This window comes from Streptomyces sp. A18 (assembly GCF_059026065.1).
In genome coordinates, this window is record NZ_JBWLKL010000019.1 from 1 (window position 1) to 20,567 (window position 20,567).

Consider the following 20,567-nt stretch of genomic DNA (forward strand, 5'->3'; position numbering starts at 1 on the left):
ATCCTGTCGGCGCCGCAGAACCAGCAGTGCACCGAGAACTCGACGCAGGCCAAGGGCGACGAGCCGCTGTCGCACATTCTCTCCGACATCCCGGTCCTCTCGGGCAACGGGGCGGGCAACCACTGATCCCCCACGCATTGCACAGCGGGCCGCCGTTCACCGGTGGCCCGCTGCCGTGATTTACGTCCGGATTTTCCGTCAACCCCGCGGCCAGTGGTCGCGCGACATGAGGTCCTGCCATTCCTGGTCGGGGCGGCCCGGTGCGGTTTTCCCCTGGCTCTCCCAGGAATCCTGCAACGACGTGAAGATGGGGTCATCGACGCGGCGCTCCGGAGACCTTCTGCTCACCGGGATGAGGCCCTGCCGCTTCCATTCCCGCTTGAAGTCAGCCATGTTCCCTCGCCATCGACGGGCGTGTGTCGAGCCATCTGTTCCAGCTGCGGAATCCGGCGAAACCGGGGAAGCCGAACGGCTTAGGGCGAAAGAGTTGTTGTTCCTGCGCGCCGCTAACTCCCCGGCGCAGTAGTGCCGTCGATCGGTTTACCGTTTCTTCGCCCCGGTTCCTCCGCAGCGGAGTTCAGCTTGCTCACTCACCTCTACCCACCGACCGGATCCCGGCGTGCGCGAAGGTTGCGTCTCGCCGTTCCGGGGGTTCTTCTGATCGCCGCAGCCGCTGGAATGGGAAGTGCCGCGGCAATGCCGCATCCCGCTCAACACGTCGATGTCTTCGGCGACATGAAGAATCGACCGAAAGAGGGAAGCGGTACGAATATCCTCCTGATGGGAACGGACGGCCGCGACACCATCACGCGCAAGGAGAAGCGGGAATTCCACGCGGGCGGAGTCGCCTGCGACTGCACGGACACGCTCATGCTGATCCACGTCTCCGAGGCACGGGACCGCGTCAGCGTCGTCAGCCTCCCCAGGGACTCCTACGCCGACATCCCGGCCCACCGCGACAAGACCACGGGACGACAACGCCCGGCGCATCCGGGGAAGATCAACGGCGCCTACGCGGAAGGCGGCGCCGCGCTGTCCGTGCGGACCGTCGAGGGGATGACCGGCGTCCGCGTCGACCGGTATCTGCAGCTCGACTTCCGGCGCTTCATGGACAGCGTCGAGACGGTCGGCGGTGTGCGGGTCTGCACGCCCCGCGCCCTCAAGGACAAGACGACGAAGCTCGACCTCGCCCCGGGCAGCCACTTGCTGGGCGGTGGCCAGTCGCTGCAGTACGTCCGCTCCCGACACGTGGACACGAGCGCCGACTTCGGGCGGATCCAGCGCCAGCAGCGCTTCCTCGTCGCCGCGCTGCAAAGGGTACGTACGCAGAACATCCTCGCGGACCCGGTCAGGTCGGCGCGGCTGAGCCGTTCGCTGCTCGGCGCGGCGACGGTCGACCGGGGGTTCAGCACCGAGCAGATCCTCAGGCTCGCGACGGATATGGGCAGACTCTCCGCCTCGTCCATGGAGTTCACCACGGTGCCGGTCAGTGGCTTCAGCAGGACGCTGAACGGCACCCTGCAGTGGGACCGGGCCAAGGCCGACAAGGTCTTCACGGCCCTCAACGAGGACCGCCCCCTGACCTCCCCGAACTCGAAGGCCAGGCTGAGCGATCCGCCGCGGTTCGGAAGTCCGGCGACCGTCCGTGGCGACACGCTGGAGTGTCGTTGACGGCCGTCTGATTACTCGGCCAACCGGGTCGAACGTCGCAACCATCGTCGTGTCAGACAGTTGATCATCACGCGGCTCTGCCAAGGGAGCCCGCTCTTGAAGGGAATCAAAATGAACAAGCTGTGGGCATCCGCGGCCGTTGCCGCGTCCGTCGCCGGGATCTCGGCGGGGATGGCCCCTCACGCCATGGCGATCGGTGACGACTCGGGCACGACGTCCCTGAGCGGCAACGGCTCCGAGACGGCGTTCGGCAACTCGGCGACCAAGGGCAACCAGAGCCCCCAGCTCACGCTCGTCCAGGGCACGCTGAACAAGCCCTGCATCGGTCTCCCGGCTAAGGCGAACATCCAGTCGATCGTCGCGCTCGTGAACGTCGGAGTCCAGGACATCCCGATCCTGTCGGCCCCGCAGAACCAGCAGTGCACCGAGAACTCGACGCAGGCCAAGGGCGACGAGCCGCTGTCGCACATCCTGTCCGACATCCCGGTCCTGGCCGGCAACGGCGTCGGCAACGGCTGACCAAGCCTTCGGGGGCCGGCCGTCGTCGTGCCGGCCGGCCCCTTCCGCTTCCCCGTGTCGCCTCCACCGTGTGGGGGCGACACGCCGGGGGTAGGGGCTCGGCGTGATTGAACTCGCCGAGATGATCGCGCAGTTACGTGGGGAACTCGCCGCCGCCATGGCCGCGGCGGAGGACGAAGAGCTGCGCTTCGAACTGGGTCCCGTGCAGATCGAGGCCGAGTTCACCGTGCAACGATCCGCTTCGGCGGACGGCAGGATCCGCTTCTGGGCCGTCGAGGCAGGCGCCTCCGGCCAGCAGACGAACAGCGCCACCCACCGCGTCACCCTCAGCCTGGAACCCCGCGTCCGCGGCACCGGTCAGCGGCCCTGGGTCAGCGGCGACCGGTCCGGACACGAGCGCTGAGCCCGGCCGCCATGTCGGAGCCGGGGGGGCTTGAGGCGGCGCGGGTCGCCGAAGTGCTGGTGGAAAGGCCGGGTGAGCCCGGCCGGCGGGGGTCCGGCTACCGCGTGGGGGAGAGGGCCGTGCTGACCGCCGCGCACGTGGTCATGGGGCCGGTGGCGTCGGTACGGGTGCGCTTCGACGCCGATCTGCCGGGGGAGTGGAGCGCGGACGTACGCGTCGTCGTGCTCGCCGAGGCCGCCGACATCGCCCTCCTGGAGATCACGACAGCGCCGCCCGCCGGTGTGGAGCAGCCCCGCTACGCGGCAGTCCCCGAGACCGATGTGGCGCTGCCCGTCAGCGCGATGGGCTTCCCGCGTTTCAAGCTGCGGGACGACAGCATGCGCCTCCTCGACGACGGTGCCCCCAGTCAGTACCGGGACTCCTGCCATGCCTCGGGGACGGTCTCCGTGCTGTCCAACCGCCGCGAGGGCACACTCGAACTGGCCGTTCTCGCACCGCGTGAGGACCCCGAACCCGGGCGTTCTCCTTGGGAGGGGATGTCCGGTGCGGTGGTCTGGTCCGGGGGTGCCGTGATCGGTGTGATCAGTGCCCACCACCGCTCGGACGGCCTGGGGCGGCTCGCGGCCGGCAGGGTGGAGCGCTGGTACGACGTGCTGACCTCCGCCGAGTTGGCCCGGCTCCACCAGGACGCGGGTCTTCCCCTGCGCGGAGGGCTCCGTTCCGCGGTGGGTCCGGAGGGGCCCCAGGCTCCCGCGAGCCTGGCCGATATCCCCGCTGACCTGCCCTTGCGTGAACTCATGGGGTTGGTCGACGCGTTGGTGGAGATACCGGTCCTGAGAGACGCGAACGGCCTGGGTCTGGTGCTCGCCAGCATCGACGCGGAGATCGCCGCGAACCGGCCGAGGGACTCCCGGCTCAGGATGGACATCTACGGCATCGTGCGCACCTGTCTGCGCTATCGGGGCACACTCGATCAGCTCCTGGAGACGGTCCGGCTCCTGGAGGGGCAGTCGACAGAAGTGGCCGAAGTCGACCGCGAGGCGACCCAACTGGCCAAGCGGTACTGCTGACTTGATGTCGGGCACGGCTCGGATGCGGGGTTTCGCAGCGTGCCGTGCTGGGTCATCATGAGGGGGAAAGGGACTGCGCATGCACGGAATCACGGGAGGGGACTTGGCAGCCGTGGAGCAATCGATGCCTGCCGTCGAGTCCGATCTCGTAGATCTCTCGGGGGTTTCTCTTGAAGCGCTGCTCTCCATGGACGGCAGTGCCATCGCGGGGTCACTTGAGCCCCTGCTGCGTCACATCGACGACGCCCGCGCCGTCACCATGTCGTACAGCCCGTCACGCTTCGACTGACACGGCGGGAGCCACCGGGACGCCCGCAGCCGTGGCAGCGCCGTGGAGCACCCATGGCGGATAGTCGCGGGGCGGCCAAAGGCCTGACGTTCCACCGGCTTTCGGCACCCAGCGTCCTGGCCCTCGCGCGGGGTGAGGGCGGCAGGGCGGCCGTCGAGGAACTCCTCACCGCCGAGCGCAGCCGTCGCCTGCTGCTCCTGCGGGCCCTGGCCGACGGCCTGAGCGGGGGCGATCCGCCGCAACCGGCCGGGACGGAGCCCGTGTCGCACCGGGCGGCCTGGGCCCTGCTCGGACGCACCCAACGGCAGGCGCCGCAGGCGTTCGAGGACATCCTGATGTGCCCGCACACCGGCATGTGGCTGTCGCTCGCCCTGCGCAGGATGCGGGGCGCGACGGCCTACGAGGACGCGCCCCTGTGGGTGGTCGTGGGACACCTGTCGGCGCTGGCCGCCGCCGCTGCCGCCCGTGCGGGCCTCGACTTCTCCCTCACCGTCCCGGTCCGCCACGGGCGGGTGCCGCTGCCCACCCTGGGCTGCGCGGTGCTCGCCGACGCGGCACAGCCGTGGGGCACCGCACAGGTCGAGGCGCGCGACGGGCGGCTGCGGATCACCGGCGGCGGGGAGACGGTGACGGCCGGGCCCCAGTGGTCCAGGGCCGAGCCGGGCTGGCACGCGGTGCGCCGCCTCGAACTGGACGGCACGGGCTCCGGAAAGCTCCTGGTGCTCGACGAGTTGGACCCCTACCGCACCTTCCCGCACCCGAGCCCGCCCCGCCTCCTGTCCGCAGCCGAGGCGCGGACCTGGCAGGACCTGCTCAGCGACGCGTGGGAGATCCTGCGGCGCGACGAGCCGGAGAGCGCGGAGGCGATGCGCGTCGGGCTGATGTCGCTCGCCCCCACACCTGCCAGGGAAAGGTATCGGCCACACAGCGTCACGGCCGGAGACGCGTTCGGCGGCGTCATGGCGTCGCGGCCGGACGACGTCGCACAGCTCGCCGCCACGCTGGTGCACGAGTTCCAGCACACCAAACTGGGCGGCCTGATCCATTTGGGGCCCTTGAGCACGCCACCGGCCCCGCAGGGATCGCGGGAACAGCTCTTCTACGCACCTTGGCGGGATGATCCGCGACCGCTGGGTGGACTGCTCCAGGGGATCTACGCGTTCGCCGGTGTCGCCCGGTTCTGGCGTGCCCATCGGCATACGGCCAATGCGGCGTACGCCCCCATGGCGCACTTCGAGTTCGCGCTGTGGCGCGCCCAGGTGTCGTCCACCGTGCAGCTGGTCCTGCGGAACGAACAGCTGACGCCCCTGGGCCGGCGGCTCCTCGGCGCGCTGCGCGGCCGCTGCGTGCAGTGGATGGCCGAGCCTGTGCCGCCCGCCGAACTCGCGCTGGCCGAGGAGGTGGCCGCCGACCACCGTGCCCGCTGGCGCGCCCACCATCTGCGGCCGTCCGCCGCGGCCGTGGAGGAGGCAGTGGCCGACTGGCGGCGGGGCGCCGCCCGGCCGCCCGCCGGGCTCGCCGCGCGGCCGGTGCTCGTGCCGGACGCCGAGACCCGCTATCTCGACACCGCAGCCGTCCTGGCCCGCTACCGACTCGGCGACCCCGCGGCCGACCCGAGTGAGGTCGAGGGGGCCGGCGCCGCCGACCTGCTCCTGGCGCGGGGCGACCTGGCAGGCGCGCGGGATGCCTTCGTCGCCCGGCTCGCGCGCAAGGAAGCGCCGTACGCCGCATGGGCGGGCCTTGGGCGCGCCCTGGCCGGCACGCCGGAGCACCGGGCGGCGTCCCGGCTTCTGCGCCACTTCCCGGAACGGGCCTGTGCCGTGCAGAGCGCGCTGGAACGCGTGACGGGAGAGGGAGCCGATCCGGTGGAGCTCGCCCAGTGGCTGGGGCGGGACGGGACGGACCAGAACTAGCGCGGCGGGGGTCTGTCTCCAGAGCCCCGCCGCCATGCCTCCACGCGACGGGCTACAGCGGCACGGGGTCGATGTCGCAGTTGGCGCGCAGGCCCGCCTTGGCCTGGACGGTGGCCGGGTGGGGAGCGGCATGCTCCGAGCGGAGCCGGGGTTCGTCGAGCACGCGCTCCATGCGCGCCAGCGTGTCGGCGCGCACCGCCGCTCCCTCGGACACCTCGCCCAGCGCCGTGAGGTCGGCCGCCAGGTTGATGGCGCAGGCCAGCGTGGTGGGGTGGTCCTCGCCGAGGGTGGTCCGGCAGCGCTCCAGGGTCTCCTGGCCCAGTACGCGGGCCGCGGCGTGGTCGCCGAGCGTCGCCTGGTCGCTGGCCAGGTTGATGGCACAGGCCAGGGCGATGGGGTGGGCCGGACCGAGCCGTTCGGTGAGGGAGGAGAGGGCCGCTTCGTCGAGCCGGCGCGCCTCGTCGGGCCGGCCGAGCAGTCGCAGGGTCACCGCGAGGTCGATGTCGGCGGCCAGCACGTGCGGGTGGCTGGGGTCGAAGATGTCGCGGTACCCGCGGCAGGCCTTGACGCCCCGCTCGCGCGCCGCCTCGAGGTCGCCGTTCTCGCGCAGGGCGATCGACAGCGTCAGGGCGGCGGAGAGCGACTGGGGGTGGGTGTCGCCGTACCGGCGGGTGAAGCGGGAGCTGGCGTCGAGGGCCAGCTCCAGGGACTTGGCGTGGTCGCCCTCCTTGCGGCAGGCCTCGCTGAGCTGGCGCACCGTGCCGATGGTGGCGGGGTTGCCGCGGCCGAAGACCTCGCGGTAGGCCACCATCACGGCTTCCTGGCGGGCGCGTGCGCCGACGTAGTCCCCGGTCTCGCGCATGTCGATGGCGACGTTGAGCTCGGTGTGCAGCGTCTGCTGATGGTCCTGGCCGAGCACCCGCAGCTTCAACGCCAGGGTCTGCTGGTCGAGTTCGTAGGCCTGGCGGTAGTCCCCCATCAGGCGCAGGCTCACCGCGAGGTTGTGGGCGGTGTTGAGCGTGGTCGGGTCCTCCTCGCCGAAGGCCCGGCGGGCCCGCTCGTACACCGTGGCGTCCAGCTGGGCGCCGAGGGCGAAGTCCCCCTCGACACGGCGCACGGCGGCTTCGAAGTTGATCGCGTCCAGGGCGTCCTCTCGGGCGTCCTCACCGACGGCCGGGGCCGTGCGCTCGTAGATCTCCCTGAGTTGGGCCACCAGCTCCGCGGCCTCGCGGTGACGCCCGACGCTCCAGTAGAAGAAGCCCAGCTTCTGCCCCATGATGAGCGTCATCTGGTCTTCTTCGCCGAAGACGTTCCGCCAGGTCTCCCAGGCCCGCTCGGAGAAGTCGATCGCCACATCGTGGTCGCCCCAGTGGTAGAGGTACAGGGCGACGTTCAGGACGAGCTGGCGCACCCAGGGCTGGTCCGACTTGACCGCTTCCGAGGCGATGACGTGGCTGTACAGCTCCGCGTACCGGGGCCAGTTGGCCGGGGACACCGGAGACTTGGGGTCGGCCGCGGCCAGCAGGGTGTGGGCGCCGTGACGCATGCGGACCTGTTCCTCGGGCGTCATGCGGTTGTTCAGGACGAGCTGGACCAGGCGGTGCATCTCGATGGAGTTCGTACGGTGGTCGATGCGGGCCAGGGAGTAGCGGTTCACCTCCCTTATGGCGCGGGCGAGCCGCATCGGGTCGTTCAGCGTCGCGTCGAGCTCGGGGAAGATGCTGCTGTTCCCGAGGCCGGAGAAGATGGACCGCGAGATCGGGTCGGGCGCGAAGTACGAGCAGAGCTGCAGCAGGCGCAGGGCCGAGGGGCTGCGGGTCTCCAAGTGGTCCAGGGATACGTTCCAGGCCGCCGCGACCGGCAGTTGGTAGTCCGGGGGCGGTGACGTCTCCAGGAGTTCGGTGCGCTTGCTCTCGAAGAGGCGCAGATACTCGGATGCGGGCATGCCCGTCTCCGCGCGCCACGCGGCGGCCTGCTCCAGGGCGAGCGGCAGGTCCCCGAGCGCCTCGGCGAGCCGGTCGGCCTCCTCCTCCTGGAGGGGCGGCCCGGAGTGGCGCAGGAGTTCCTTGCTCTCCTCGCGGGTGAAGACGTCCACCTCGAGCGAGCCGCCGACCAGACCCCACCGCCGGTTGCGGGAGGTGACCAGGATCGTGCCGTTGCCCCCGGTGGGGAAGTAGTGGCGTACCTGCTCGGGGTTGTCGGCGTTGTCGAAGATCAGCAGCCAGCGCGAGAAGGGGCGGCCCTCGCGCAGCGCCTCACGGACCGCGGGACCGGCGATGTTCGCCTCGGTGCTGGTCTCCAGGCCCAGGCGCCCGGCCAGTTCCACCAGGGCCTGACCGATCTGGCCGGGCCGCTCGGAGGGGATCCACCAGACGATGTCGTACTCGCCCTGGTGCCGGTAGGCGTACTCGATGGCCAGCTGGGTCTTGCCCACGCCGCCCATGCCGTGGATCGCCTCGGGCAGGACCGTGGTCGTGCCCTCCCGCAGGCGTTCACCGAGCAGTTCGAGGAGCTCTGTACGGCCGGTGAAATTGGGGTTCCTCGGCGGTAGGTTTCCCCAGACGCGCGGCTGTGATGTGCGGTCCCCCTCCACCGTTTGCTGGGGCGTAGTCGACATCACCGATGCTCCTTCAGGATCGGGCCGAGAGACAGAGGTTCCTCCGCTTTTCTCCAGGCTGACTGCGTATCGACGATCGTGCCAGCCAAGTACCCCGGCCAGCAGGGCGGCGCGCTGCATGAAGCGTCCGGATAGGGCCCTCAGCGCGGCGAGCTCGACGCGGAGGAAGCCGATGTTGCGGCTGTTCACCCGGGGCATGGCCAGGGTGTCCAGCGGTTCGGCGGGGGAGGGGAGCAGCGATGGGGCCCCCGTGCCGTCACCCGCCAATAGTGCGCGTACGTCGTGCAATATCCGGGCGGTGTCGCTGCGGCGGCCCAGCGCGAGCAGCTCCTCGCGGATGTCGGGGGCGAAGGAGAACGCCACGTCCGTGACGCCGTCGCCCGGTGTCCCGCTGGGCCGGACGAGGCCGCTCATGAGGAGTTCCGACGCGTGCACCGGGCCCGCTCCCGGTGTGGTCCGAAGGACCTTGCGGATGAGGGGGAGGCTCAGGGGGACGGCGGATAAGCGTGTCGCCAGGGTGAACGCCGTGGGTGACGCGCCGGCGCGGAAGTCCGACACGCGCTCGGACGCGGGGACCGTGCTGCGCGGGTCCGGCACGTCGTCCGTCCAGGGCAGGGCGCGCGCCGCGTCGGGCCTGCGCTTCCACTCGCGTGCCCGGACGGCCGACATCTCGAGCCACTGTGGCTCCGGGCCCATGACGAGCTGGGTCCAGGCCTCGGCCCAGCGGTTGGTCAGCGCAAGGACCGGTACGAGGACCGTGTCCCCCTCGACCTCCGGTTCGCCCGGGTCGCGCGCATCGACCGGGGCCTCGCGCAGTTCCCAGTCGAGCTCGCCGTTGGCCGCCCAGGCGCCGGGGGCGCGCAGCCGTACGCGGCAGACGTCGAGACCGGTGCGGAACCACAGTTGCTGCGGCAGCACGTGCACCACGGCGACCGGGCAGCTGCGCCCCCAGCCGCGCAGCAGGGGCATGACCGCGCCCGACCGCCAGCCGGCCGCGAGGCCGTCGGTGAGGACGAGGATCACTCGGCGCGTGTCCCCGGCGTGGACGAGCGAGTCCTGGGGCCGCAGGCGGGTGGGGTCGGTCTCGTCGGTCCGGTGCAGGCGCACCACGCGTACGCGGGCGAAGTCCGCTTGGCGGTTCAGCTCGTCGACCAGGTCGTCGACCGCCTGGTCCCAGACCTTCATCGTCACGTGGCTGTCGATGACGAGGACCGCCTCGGCGCGCTCCTGCCCACCCGACCGTCCCGGCCTCGCGCGCCCGAGCCTGCCGAGGACGGACGCGGCCTCACGACGTGCCCGCGAAGCCGGTCCCTGCCGCTGCCCTCCGTCGTCATGCATATGCGCCCTCAAGGCGTCGTAGCGGCACGGACAGTTGTGCGGAGTCCCGCAGAGCGCGGGCGTGCGTGACATCCACAAGCGCAGCGTGACAGTGCGCCCGCACTGCAAGCAAGAGGGGACGGCGGCACGCGCCGGAGCACACGGAAATCGTCCTGGACGTCACGCCGTTGGCCGCGGAGGCCGCGCCTCCGGCGGGCGGTGTCATGCCTCCCACGGATGACGGAAAGCCCCTGGCGGGAAGCGCTGTGAGCCCGGCGGCAAACACCGTGCGCCCGGCGGGAAGCGCTGTGAGCCCGGCGGGAAGCACCGTGCGCCCGGCGGGAATCGGCCGCACTGCAGCGGAGGCTGGATGGTTCACGGCCTGGTTCACGGCGCGGCACCCTCTCTCGCCACGGGCGGGAGGTTCACGGACATGTGGCCGGCGGGCCCGTTCAAGGCGTCACCGGCGCACGGTCGGGGCCGGGCGGCCCGGGTCTGCGTTCCGGATCGTCGAGCAGGATCGCCAGATGGCGTCCCACGTGGTTGTCCCAGCCCTCGGGGCCCAGCGCCAGAGCCTCCTTGCGCCAACTTCCCGCGCGCGCCACCAGGCTGGACAGGCCCCTGTCCTGGACCATCTCGGCGACCGCCTCCTTGAAGGCGGGGTCACCGCAGTCACCCCGGTGCCAGATCATCGCGGGCACCCCGGCCCGTAGCCCCGCCATGAACTCCCGTTGGCCTTCAGGGGAGTTGGTGCCCGGTGGCCGGCTCAGCACCAGACAGACCGCCTGATCGTCCTCCTTCAGCTCGCGCTCCAGGTGGAAGTGCGACTGGCCGGGAGGGTTGAAGTACGAATGGCTGTCGGCCGGTTGCTCCTTGAGCTGACGCCACTTCTTGTGCCAGGGGCGGTGCCAGGCGGCCTTGCGCAGGCGCTCGAAGCTGCGGATCAGGACGGCATAGTCCATCACCAGGGGCGTCGGCGACGAGGAGGACGACTCCTTGTGCCACCACTCCACCGGTTCCCCCAGCAATTCCCACGGGAGGATGAATTCCAGGACGACCGGCTGTCTCAGGTCCGCCCACCGCTCCTCGGTCTGCTCGATGAGGGCCTCGACCTCGGCGGGCAGGTCGTCGCGGTGCAGGTGCAGGGTCTCGCCCGGTACGGGATGCCAGCCGTCGGCGTCCGACTGGCGCCAGTGGGAGAGGAGATAGCGGTCGGGATCCACTCCGTCCGGCTCGAACTGGATCATCAGATACGCGGGCACCATGGACGGCTGCGCCTGCTGTGACTGCAGGGCCATGCCGCTGCGCTGCCAGTCGGCCATCTGCTCCTCGAGGGCCCAGACCCTGGCCTGCCGGCGGTTCCAGCGGCGCAGGTCCTCGGCTGCCTCCATCTGTCCGTCCTCCACGAGCCGTTCGGCGGCCAGGGCCAGGAACGCCATGCTCACGGGGAGTTCCTTCGCGGCGGTGTTGTCGCCGGCCAGTCGTAGGAAGACTGCCCATCCCGTGTCGCACCACGCGGGCAATTCCTGGGTGCGTGACCGGCTGGCCCGCCGGGCCAGCGTGGCGAGCCCGGCCGACGAGCGCATGTCCCGCAGGACGGGCTGCAGGGGACGCAGGTCGGCGCCGTCGAAGAACTCCACGGCCTCCCACTCGTCCACCAGGCGCAGCAGCGACACAATCGCGGAAGACTGCTGCTCCAGATACTGCAGGCAGCGCACCAGACACGGCAGTCCGTCGGGGACCTGCGCGCAGCGCTCCACCAACTGCAGCAGCCAGGGCCGCAGCGCCGCGTTGCGCAAGGGCTCCACGGGGGATTCCAGCTCGTCGCCGAGCATGCGCACCCACAGATCGGCGCTGTTCTCCTGTCGTACCGTGCTCGATTCCTGCAGTACGTCGACGATGTCGGCGACCAATTCGTTGCGAACCCTCGCCGGGCTGCGCCCATCCACCCCCGTGACCTCCCGATCGCCGCCAGCCAGCAGTTCGTACCCATCTCAGCACTCAGCACTCGTATATCGGTGGTGGCGACAAGCGTACGGCCACAGTTCGGCTCAGGGCAGGCCTCCCGTCGCCAACTGGCTTGTGCTCATGACCAGTTCACTGTCGGGCGAGTCCTGATTTCAAACCTGCCCCGCACAGCGGGACCACCGCCGAGCGCTCGCCGAGTGCGCCGTCCCGTACGGCCGCCCAGCACGCGACCCCGGTCGCCTCGACGTACAGACCGCGCCCCGCCAGATCGAGTTGAGCGTGCCGGATCTGGTCCTCCGTGACCGTCAGGAAGGCACCACCGGATCCGCGTACCGCCCGCAGGATCTGCCGTGCGCGAGGCGGGCGCGGGATCGCGATGCCCTCCGCGAGGGTGGGTGCCACCTGGGTGGTGCCCAGGGGCTCGTCCGCGCCCGCGCGCCACGCATCGGCCAGCGGGGAGACCGCCGCGGCCTGCACGGCGTACAGCGCGGGTGCCTTCGCGATCAGGCCCGCCGTGTGCAGCTCCCGTACCGCGAGGGCCGCGCCCAGCAGCAGGGTGCCGTTGCCCACGGGCACGACGAGCGCGTCCGGCAGGCGGCCGCCGAGCTCCTCCCAGAGCTCGTGGACGTAGGTCTTGGTGCCTTGCAGGAAGTAGGGGTTGTGGACATGCGAGGCGTAGAAGGTGCCGGGTTCGTCGGCCGCCGCGCGGGCCGTCCGTGCCGTCCACTCGCGGTCTCCGGGGACGACTTCGAGCCGTGCCCCGTGCGCGCCGATCTGCTCCAGCTTCTTCGGTGACGTGTCCTCGGGGACGTACACCGTGCAGGGCAGTCCGGCCCGCGCGCAGTACGCGGCGACCGCGGTGCCCGCGTTGCCGCTGCTGTCGGCGATCACCCGCTCCGGGGCGAGCTGCTCCGCGAGCGCGGCGAGCATGACCGCGCCGCGGTCCTTGAAGGAGAGCGTCGGCATCAGGAAGTCGAGCTTGGCCGAGATCGCGCCATCCAGCGGTACGAGCGGCGTACGGCCCTCACCGAGCGAGAACGCGGGGGCGGGCAGCGGCAGGGACTCCGCGTAACGCCACAGGGAATTGACCCTTCCGTTGAGGGACTTCAGTGGTGCTGGATTGGGGGAGAAGTCCAGGTCGAGCGGGCCGCGGCAGACGGGGCAGCACCAGGCGAGGGTGCCCGCGGGGACACGGGTCCCGTCGGTGGGGCAGAAACAATCCGGCAAGGCTGTCATGTGCGCAGGCTAGTTTCGGCAGCTGGGGCGGATGGGTCATGGCGGGTGCGTGGCGGTCGTGTTACGTCCGGTCCTGACTCTTGTGGGATTCCTATGGATCCGCCAATCTTTCGTCCCGACGAGGTCAGGAGTGGGCGAGTCTCCGGACACGGTTTTTGTCTTTGACATGCCCCTGTCTGTTGCCCGTTGTCTCTTGCCTCGTGTGTGTGGGCACCACCAGCGCCACCATCCCCCACCAGCGCACCACCTATTGAGGAGGACCCCTCAGATGGCAGTGATGCGTCATACCCGCCGAAGACTGGCCGGGATCAGCGCGACAGCGGTCGCGGCCCTCGCCCTCGGCGTCGTCTCCGCCCTCCCAGCGACCGCCGAGGCAGGTCAGGCCGAAGGCACGATAGAGAACGCCGGGGCACCCGGCGCGATACCGGGCAGCTACATAGTCAGCCTCGACGAGGGCGCCGCGAAGGCGGGCTCCAAGGCGGGCAAGGCGCTGGCCGAGAAGTACGGCGCCGAGATCGACCGTACGTACAAGAAGGCCCTGAATGGCTACGCGGTGGAGCTTTCCGCGGCCGAGGCCAAGAAGTTCGCCGCGGACCCGGCGGTCGACTCCGTCGTGCAGAACCGGACGTTCACGGTCGACGCCACCCAGCCGAACCCGCCGTCCTGGGGCCTGGACCGCATCGACCAGAAGACGCTCCCGCTGAACAACTCCTACACCTACCCGGACTCCGCGGGCGAGGGCGTCACGGCGTACGTCATCGACACCGGGGTCCGCATCAGCCACAGCGACTTCGGCGGCCGTGCCTCGTACGGCTATGACGCGATCGACAACGACAACACCGCGCAGGACGGTCACGGCCACGGCACGCACGTCGCCGGCACCGTCGGCGGAACCCTGCACGGCGTCGCCAAGAAGGCCAAGATCGTCGGCGTCCGCGTCCTGAACAACCAGGGCTCGGGCACCACCGCGCAGGTCGTCGCCGGTATCGACTGGGTCGCCCAGAACGCGGTCAAGCCCGCCGTGGCGAACATGTCGCTCGGCGGCGGCGCCGACAGCGCCCTGGACACGGCCGTACGCAACGCCATCGCGTCCGGCATCACCTTCGCGGTCGCGGCCGGCAACGAGTCGGTCAACGCCTCGACGCGCTCGCCCGCACGCGTGACCGAGGCGATCACGGTCGGTGCCACCACGAGCACCGACGCCAAGGCGAGTTACTCCAACTTCGGCAGCGTCCTCGACCTGTTCGCGCCCGGCTCGTCCATCACCTCGACCTGGAACTCCAGCGACACGGCGACGAACACCATCTCCGGTACGTCGATGGCGTCCCCGCACACCGCGGGCGCGGCGGCGCTCTACCTCGCGGACAACCGCACGGCGACCCCGGCGCAGGTGTCGGCGGCCCTGGTCGCGGCTGCTTCCACGGGCGTCGTCACCAGCCCCGGCTCAGGCTCGCCCAACCGCCTCCTGAACGTGGGCCCCGGCTCGACGAACCCGCCGGGCCCCAAGTTCGAGAACACGACCGACTTCGCGATCAACGACAACGCCACGGTCGAGTCGCCGGTCACCGTGAGCGGCGTCACGGGCTCGGCCCCGGCGGCCCTGAGCGTGCCGGTCGCCATCAAGCACACCTACGTGGGCGACCTGCAGGTGCAGCTGATCGCACCGGACGGCACGGCGTACACGCTGAAGGGCTATGGCACCGGCGGTAGTTCGGACGACATCAACACCACGTACTCGGTCAACGCGTCGTCCGAGACGGCCAACGGGACGTGGAAGCTGCGGGTGAGTGACAACGCGGCGCGGGATGTCGGGAAGATCGACTCCTGGGGGCTGCAGTTCTGAGCGGCTGCTCCCGGGCCGGCTAGCTCGTTCTAGCTCTGCGCCTCGTCCTCGCGGTATGGCTCCGGGTCGCTGACCCGGCCCGCCGCGAGGGCGAGGCCACTCACCCTAAGGGCTTTTTGTCCGCTTCTGTGATAGTTCTTCGGCGTGACGACCGTCATGACTCCGACCGTCGCGGCCCAGCGCACTCCGGGATCCGCGGGGCCGGACTCTCCCCGAAGGGGTAGCCGCAACGGCAGGAACGGGGCCAGGGCTTCGTGGGTCGCGGGTCTCTCCCGGGGGCTTCTCCTCGGCGTCGCCCTCCTGAACGTCGCTCTTGTCGTGCTCGTCGCCTCCCCGCTGCCCCGCATCCCGCTCCTGGTGCTCGTCGCGGGGGCTGTCACCTCCTGGGGGCTCGTGCTCGTGGCGCCCGCGGTCGTCGGCCTGGTGGCCGGAGTGGTCGCGGGGCGGCGGTATCCCTGGTGTGCGGGCTTCGCCTCGCTGGCCGCGTTCGTCGCGCTCGTCTACGGAGTCATGCCGTACGCCGCCTCGTACCGCACTGCTGAGGAGCACGGGCAACCCCTGCTCCCTACCGGCTACTTCGAAGGCGTCAATTACGCCAAGGCTCCCGACGGCGACCGCACGCGCCGCTACGCCCGCATCGGCGAGAGCCGCGGAAAGCTGGACCTGTGGACCCTGCCGAAGCGGGACGGGGTGCGTCACCCGGCCGTGGTGTGGGTGCACGGGGGAGGGTGGAACAAGGGGCATCGCGGTCAGAGCCCCGCATGGAACCGCTGGTTCAACGAACGCGGCTGGTCGGTCTTCGACATCGACTACCGGCTCGCGCCCCGCGTGACCCAGCTCGACCAGATCGGCGACGTGAAGTGTGCCGTGGGGTGGGTGCGGCGGCACGCGCGCGTGTACGGCGTCGACCCCGACCGCCTTGTGCTCGCGGGGAGTTCGGCGGGCGGCAATCTCGCGCTGGCGGCGGCCTATACGGAGGGTGATGACCGGGTCCCGGCGTCCTGTGCGGTGCGTGACAGCTCGGTCGCCGGGGTGATCTCGCTCTACGGGCCGACCGACATGGGGCGTCTCATCGCCGGGACCGCGCTGCGGGGCGACCCCATGATCCCGCGTCTGATGGGCGGTTCGGCGAAGGCCGTCCCCTCCCGCTACCTCCTCGGTTCGCCCGCGAAGCTCGTACGGACCGATGTGCCGCCCACTCTCCTGCTGCACGGCAGCGCGGACCGGGCGGTGCCGGTGGCGCAGGCGCGGGAGCTGGCGCGGCGGCTCGACGCGGCCGGGGCGCCGGCGACGTATGTCGAACTGCCCTGGGCGGATCACTGCTTCGACGTGAACTGGGGCGGCTGGGGGAGCCAGATCGCGAGGTCGGCGATCTCCCGCTTCCTCGCCATCCGGGGCGAGAGCGCATGAGCGACGCAACCCGGGATCGTCGCGGGTACGGGGGCGGGAATGTGATCGCCATAGCTGCGGAAAGGCCCTGCGTAAAGCCCTGCACAGCCAGAAATCATCACTTCGGGTGATTCCTTGGCCTTGGCTTGCGGCCAACAACCGTCGGTTGCCAGGCTGTTGCTGTCTGTCAAGCTGATGGGAGTGGCCAGTGACTTTCGGTGAACAGCCGGCGTATCTGCGTGTCGCGGGTGATCTCCGCAAGAAGATCGTCGATGGTTCGCTGCCGCCGCACACCCGGCTCCCCTCGCAGGCCAGGATCCGCGAGGACTACGGAGTGTCGGACACGGTCGCCCTGGAGGCCCGCAAGGTCCTGATGGCCGAAGGCCTGGTCGAAGGGCGTTCCGGATCCGGCACGTATGTGCGCGAGCGACCGGTGCCCCGCCGCGTGGCGCGTACCGGCTATCGGGCCTCCGGCGGCTCGACGCCCTTCCGCCAGGAGCAGGCGGAAGACGGCGCGCGCGGCACCTGGGAGTCACGCAGCGAACAGGTGGAGGCGACGAGCGCCGTGGCCGAGCGGCTCGGCATCCGCGCGGGCGACCGCGTCATGTGCACGAAGTACGTGTACCGCGACGCGGGCGAGGTGATGATGCTCTCCACTTCCTGGGAGCCCCTCGCCGTCACCGGACGCACCCCGGTGATGCTCCCTGAAGAGGGTCCGCTCGGCGGCTGCGGAGTGGTCGAACGCATGGCGGCCATCGACGTGGTTGTGGACAACGTGGCGGAGGAGGTCGGCGCGCGCCCGGGGCTTGCGGAGGAGCTCATGGCGCTCGGAGGTGTCCCCGGTCATGTGGTGATCGTCGTGCAGCGGACGTACTTCGCGTCGGGTAAACCGGTCGAGACGGCCGATGTCGTGGTGCCGGCGGACCGGTATCGGATCGCATACCACCTGCCGGTGAGATGACCGCACGCTCCGGCGTACGCCCGGAGTCGAGGCGGGCCGTCCGCCCGGAATCCGAACAACCCCGTCCGCCCGTCGTGATCGCGAGTTAACTCGCGATCGACTTCCGTAACGCCGGAGCAATCAGGCACCGTGACGACTTGTCATGTACGGCTCCTAGCTTCGTCGACCGTACCCGCACTCCGGTCGGACGACAGGAACCCACATGACGGATACGGCCACCCGCGACACCAGTGCCGCCGCAGGACCACCGCCCCAGCGCAGCTACGCGAAGATGGCGGCCGACGAGAGCCGTGAGGACTACTCCCTGCGCTACGCGCCGCATTCGTTCCGGCGCTGGTCGCCGACGATGGTGGCCTCCACCGCGCTCGGCGGCATCGCGTATCTCGCCGACTTCGCCATCGGCGCGTCCATCGTGTTCACGTACGGCTTCACCAGCGGGCTCGCGTCGATCCTCTGCGCCGCGACGATCATCTTCGTCACCGGCATCCCGATCGCGCGGGCCTGCGCCAAGTACGGACTGGACATGGACCTGGTGACGCGGGGCGCGGGCTTCGGCTACTTCGGCTCGACGCTGACGTCCCTGATCTACGCCTCGTTCACGTTCATCTTCTTCGCGCTCGAAGGCTCGATCATGGCTCAGGCCATGCATCAGGCCGTCGGACTCCCGGTGGAGATCGGCTACTTGATCACGACGCTCATCGTGATCCCCATCGTCTTCCGCGGCATGGGCGCCCTGGCCAAGGTGCAGGCCTGGACGCAGCCGATCTGGCTCATCGGCATGGTGCTGCCCTTCGTGGTGCTCGCCTTCGAGGCGCCGGATGCCTGGGGAGCCTTCGGCTCCTTCGGAGGCACCGAGGGGGCGGGCAGCGGCTTCTCCTGGGTCGCCTTCGGGCTCGGCACGGGCGTCGCGCTCTCGCTCATCGCCCAGATCGGCGAGCAGGCGGACTATCTGCGCTTCATGCCCGCGAAGACCGAGCAGAACAAGCGGCGTTGGAATCTCGCCGTCCTCGCGGCGGGCCCCGGCTGGGTCGTCATCGGCGCGGCGAAGCAGCTGGGCGGCGCGCTCCTGGCGTTCGCGGCCCTCGAAGCCGTCGGCAAGACGCACGCCCTGGAGCCCGATCGCCCCGCAGATCGAGGCCCTCAAGCCCTGGCTCGGCTCCTTCGCGCTTCCCGCGGCGGCCCTCTTCGTGATCGTCTCCCAGATCAAGATCAACGTGACCAACGCCTACAGCGGTTCGCTGTCCTGGTCGAACTTCTTCTCCCGCGTCACGCACAAGCACCCCGGGCGGGTCTGGTACATCTTCCTCAACCTCGCCATCGCGCTGACGCTGATGGAGATGAACATGTTCGCGGCCCTCAACAAGCTGCTCGGCTTCTACTCGAACGTCGGCATCGCGTGGATCGTGGCCGTCGCCGCGGACCTCGTCATCAACAAGAGGATGGGCTGGAGCCCGCCGTACATCGAGTTCAAGAGGGCCTACCTGTACGCGGTGAACCCGGCGGGCTTCGGCGCGATGGTGGTCGCCTCGGTGGTGTCGATCCTGGCCTTCTTCGGCCTCTTCGGGCAGTACGCGGAAGCCTTTTCGACGTTCATCGCGGCCGGACTCGCCCTCGCCCTCTGCCCGTTGATCGCTTGGGCGACGCAGGGCAAGTACTACCTGGCGCGCCCGAATCCGGTGAACGGCCCGCACGTCGATGTGCCCGACGTGACGGCCACGCACGCGTGCGGCGTCTGCGAGACGGCGTACGAACTCCCGGACATCGCGGACTGCCCGGTCCAGTCGGGCCCTATCTGCTCCCTGTGCTGCTCGCTGGACGCTGAGTGCGGGGACGTCTGCCGTACGTCGCCGTCGAGCGAGCCGGTGCTCATGCCGATGCCGACGGTCCGCGCCGACTGACGCGGGCTCGTACCGGCTGAGCCGGTGTCATCAGGGGGCGCATCCGACAGGATGCGCCCCCTCGCCGTTGGCCGATTGCGTACCTCTTTGTGCAAAGTCGTATCCGCTGAGTAAAGGTCGGGCGTAGGCTCGGGCATATGCGGATTGCGGTTTCCTTACTGATCGAGGCGTGGCGCGCGCCGAGGGTGGCGAGCGGAGGGGCGCGATGAATGACGGAACGGCCGTACTTCCCTGGCTCGTCATACGTCAGGACGACAACGGCAACCGCTACAGGGTGGGCAGGTACGCGACGAAGGCCGAGGCCGAGAAGATCGCCGACAGCCTCGACGAGAACGGCCACCAGCGCCTGTACTGGGTGGAGAAGCTGAGCCAGAACGGCAGCGCGCACTGACCGCATAGGCTCCGGCGCATGACGGAACGGATCGTGGTGGGCGCCGCCCTGTACGACGACGGGCGCCTGCTGGCCGCGCGGCGCAGCGCACCCCCCGAGCTCGCGGGCCGCTGGGAACTGCCCGGCGGGAAGGTCGAGCCGGGCGAGCGCCCCGAAGAAGCCCTGGTGCGAGAGCTGCGCGAAGAGCTGGGCGTCGACGCCGAGCCGCTCGCGAGAGTCCCGGGGGAGTGGCCGCTCAAGCCCGGCTACGTCCTGTGGGTGTGGACGGTGAAGCTCCTGGTGGGAGCCCCCGAGCCCCTGGAGGACCACGACGACCTGCGCTGGCTCTCGCCGGACGAGGTCTGGTCGGTGGACTGGCTGGACGCGGACGTCCCGGCGGTGGCGGCGGCGATGGAGTGTGGCTGGCCGGGGGAGCGCGAGGGCATGTCTCCCCGCACTTGAGCCCCACCTACGCCGTTCGTGCCACAGTGCGCCCAGGTAAGCGGTAATTCCGCCGGGATATCGGGTATGTGCCCATTAACCCCATGAAACCGGACAAGGGTCCGCTGTTGCTGGTCTGGAAGTGATCGGCGTGATCGACACCGAAGGCGACTGCGCCGAGTGGGATTTTCCCGCGGACCCGGGCGCCGTGCGCACAGCCCGTGCCGTCGTCCGCAAGCAGCTCGCCGCCTGGGATCTCGCCGCCCTCGGTGACGTCACCGTCCTCCTTGTGAGCGAGTTGGTGACCAATTCCCTGCGGCACGCCTCCGGCCCCATCGGCGTACGCCTCGTACGCCCTGCGGGACCTCTGGGCGCCCTCCTCGTAGAGGTCTCCGATCCGCTTCCCGACCCGCCCCAGGAGCGGGACGCGGCCCTTGATGACGAGGGGGGAAGAGGTATCCAGTTGGTGGCCCGAGCGTCGCGGCGCTGGGGCACACGACAGGGCAGGACGGGGAAGACGGGGAAGACGGTGTGGTTCGAGCTGGTGCTGCCGGGTTAGAAGACTGGCAGCGTGGGACAGACACAAGACGGTGACGGGCCAAAAAGAGTTGAGTCCGTGCTGTGATCGTGAACGCCGTGTGGCGTGGCTCCGTAGTGCTGGA

16 protein-coding genes and 2 pseudogenes are annotated in these 20,567 nt (G+C 70.2%); 14 read left to right on the forward strand and 4 right to left on the reverse strand.

The annotated features are described in order from the left end of the window. A pseudogene (locus tag AC5P1C_RS26135) lies at positions 1 to 126 on the forward strand (rodlin); the annotation flags it as partial. 72 nt (positions 127 to 198) lie between these two features. Here AC5P1C_RS26135 and AC5P1C_RS26140 read toward each other — a convergent pair. Further along, on the reverse strand, positions 199 to 393 hold the full coding sequence (locus AC5P1C_RS26140) for a hypothetical protein (RefSeq protein ID WP_493868369.1): 195 nt from the start codon (positions 391 to 393) through the stop codon (positions 199 to 201). A gap of 285 nt (positions 394 to 678) precedes the next feature. Between AC5P1C_RS26140 and AC5P1C_RS26145 the strand changes: the two genes are divergently transcribed. From AC5P1C_RS26145 to AC5P1C_RS26170, 6 genes are all read left to right on the forward strand, one after another. Further along, on the forward strand, positions 679 to 1,671 hold the full coding sequence (locus tag AC5P1C_RS26145) for an LCP family protein (protein ID WP_493868370.1): 993 nt from the start codon (positions 679 to 681) through the stop codon (positions 1,669 to 1,671). Positions 1,672 to 1,782: 111 nt separating this feature from the next. After that, entirely contained in the window at positions 1,783 to 2,190 is a 408-nt protein-coding gene (locus AC5P1C_RS26150; RefSeq protein WP_493868474.1) for a rodlin, read from the forward strand. Between the two features lie 103 nt (positions 2,191 to 2,293). Beyond that, on the forward strand, positions 2,294 to 2,593 hold the full coding sequence (locus AC5P1C_RS26155) for a trypco2 family protein (RefSeq protein WP_493868371.1): 300 nt from the start codon (positions 2,294 to 2,296) through the stop codon (positions 2,591 to 2,593). 11 nt (positions 2,594 to 2,604) lie between these two features. Further along, positions 2,605 to 3,663: an effector-associated domain 2-containing protein gene (locus AC5P1C_RS26160; protein WP_493868372.1), complete on the forward strand. Its 1,059-nt coding sequence runs from the start codon at positions 2,605 to 2,607 to the stop codon at positions 3,661 to 3,663. Positions 3,664 to 3,787: 124 nt separating this feature from the next. Further along, entirely contained in the window at positions 3,788 to 3,952 is a 165-nt protein-coding gene (locus tag AC5P1C_RS26165) for a hypothetical protein (protein ID WP_344521467.1), read from the forward strand. A gap of 53 nt (positions 3,953 to 4,005) precedes the next feature. Further along, the gene (locus AC5P1C_RS26170; protein WP_493868373.1) at positions 4,006 to 5,865 is read left to right on the forward strand and encodes an HEXXH motif domain-containing protein; all 1,860 of its coding nucleotides are present in this window, start codon (positions 4,006 to 4,008) and stop codon (positions 5,863 to 5,865) included. A gap of 52 nt (positions 5,866 to 5,917) precedes the next feature. On the opposite strand, the gene fxsT is transcribed toward AC5P1C_RS26170, so the two are convergent. From fxsT to AC5P1C_RS26185, 3 genes are all read right to left on the reverse strand, one after another. Further along, positions 5,918 to 9,820, reverse strand: a complete 3,903-nt coding sequence (gene fxsT, locus AC5P1C_RS26175) for an FxSxx-COOH system tetratricopeptide repeat protein (RefSeq protein ID WP_493868374.1) — start codon at positions 9,818 to 9,820, stop codon at positions 5,918 to 5,920. 431 nt (positions 9,821 to 10,251) lie between these two features. After that, positions 10,252 to 11,712: a VMAP-C domain-containing protein gene (locus AC5P1C_RS26180; protein ID WP_493868375.1), complete on the reverse strand. Its 1,461-nt coding sequence runs from the start codon at positions 11,710 to 11,712 to the stop codon at positions 10,252 to 10,254. A 184-nt stretch (positions 11,713 to 11,896) separates the two neighbouring features. Further along, positions 11,897 to 13,003: a threonine synthase gene (locus tag AC5P1C_RS26185; RefSeq protein ID WP_493868376.1), complete on the reverse strand. Its 1,107-nt coding sequence runs from the start codon at positions 13,001 to 13,003 to the stop codon at positions 11,897 to 11,899. A 268-nt stretch (positions 13,004 to 13,271) separates the two neighbouring features. On the opposite strand from AC5P1C_RS26185, the gene AC5P1C_RS26190 reads away from it, so the two are divergent. From AC5P1C_RS26190 to AC5P1C_RS26220, 7 genes and pseudogenes are all read left to right on the forward strand, one after another. Then, positions 13,272 to 14,846, forward strand: a complete 1,575-nt coding sequence (locus AC5P1C_RS26190; protein WP_493868377.1) for a S8 family peptidase — start codon at positions 13,272 to 13,274, stop codon at positions 14,844 to 14,846. Between the two features lie 144 nt (positions 14,847 to 14,990). Further along, positions 14,991 to 16,256 (forward strand): alpha/beta hydrolase fold domain-containing protein, encoded by a 1,266-nt coding sequence (locus AC5P1C_RS26195; protein ID WP_493868378.1) that lies wholly within the window; start codon positions 14,991 to 14,993, stop codon positions 16,254 to 16,256. Positions 16,257 to 16,443: 187 nt separating this feature from the next. Further along, on the forward strand, positions 16,444 to 17,196 hold the full coding sequence (locus AC5P1C_RS26200; RefSeq protein WP_493868379.1) for a GntR family transcriptional regulator: 753 nt from the start codon (positions 16,444 to 16,446) through the stop codon (positions 17,194 to 17,196). A gap of 202 nt (positions 17,197 to 17,398) precedes the next feature. Next, positions 17,399 to 19,094, forward strand: a pseudogene (locus AC5P1C_RS26205) (purine-cytosine permease family protein). Positions 19,095 to 19,299: 205 nt separating this feature from the next. After that, entirely contained in the window at positions 19,300 to 19,485 is a 186-nt protein-coding gene (locus AC5P1C_RS26210) for an SPOR domain-containing protein (RefSeq protein WP_493868380.1), read from the forward strand. 18 nt (positions 19,486 to 19,503) lie between these two features. Next, positions 19,504 to 19,926, forward strand: coding sequence for a (deoxy)nucleoside triphosphate pyrophosphohydrolase (locus tag AC5P1C_RS26215; RefSeq protein ID WP_493868381.1), 423 nt, complete (start codon positions 19,504 to 19,506; stop codon positions 19,924 to 19,926). 121 nt (positions 19,927 to 20,047) lie between these two features. Next, positions 20,048 to 20,464: an ATP-binding protein gene (locus tag AC5P1C_RS26220; protein WP_493868382.1), complete on the forward strand. Its 417-nt coding sequence runs from the start codon at positions 20,048 to 20,050 to the stop codon at positions 20,462 to 20,464. Positions 20,465 to 20,567 lie beyond the last annotated feature (103 nt).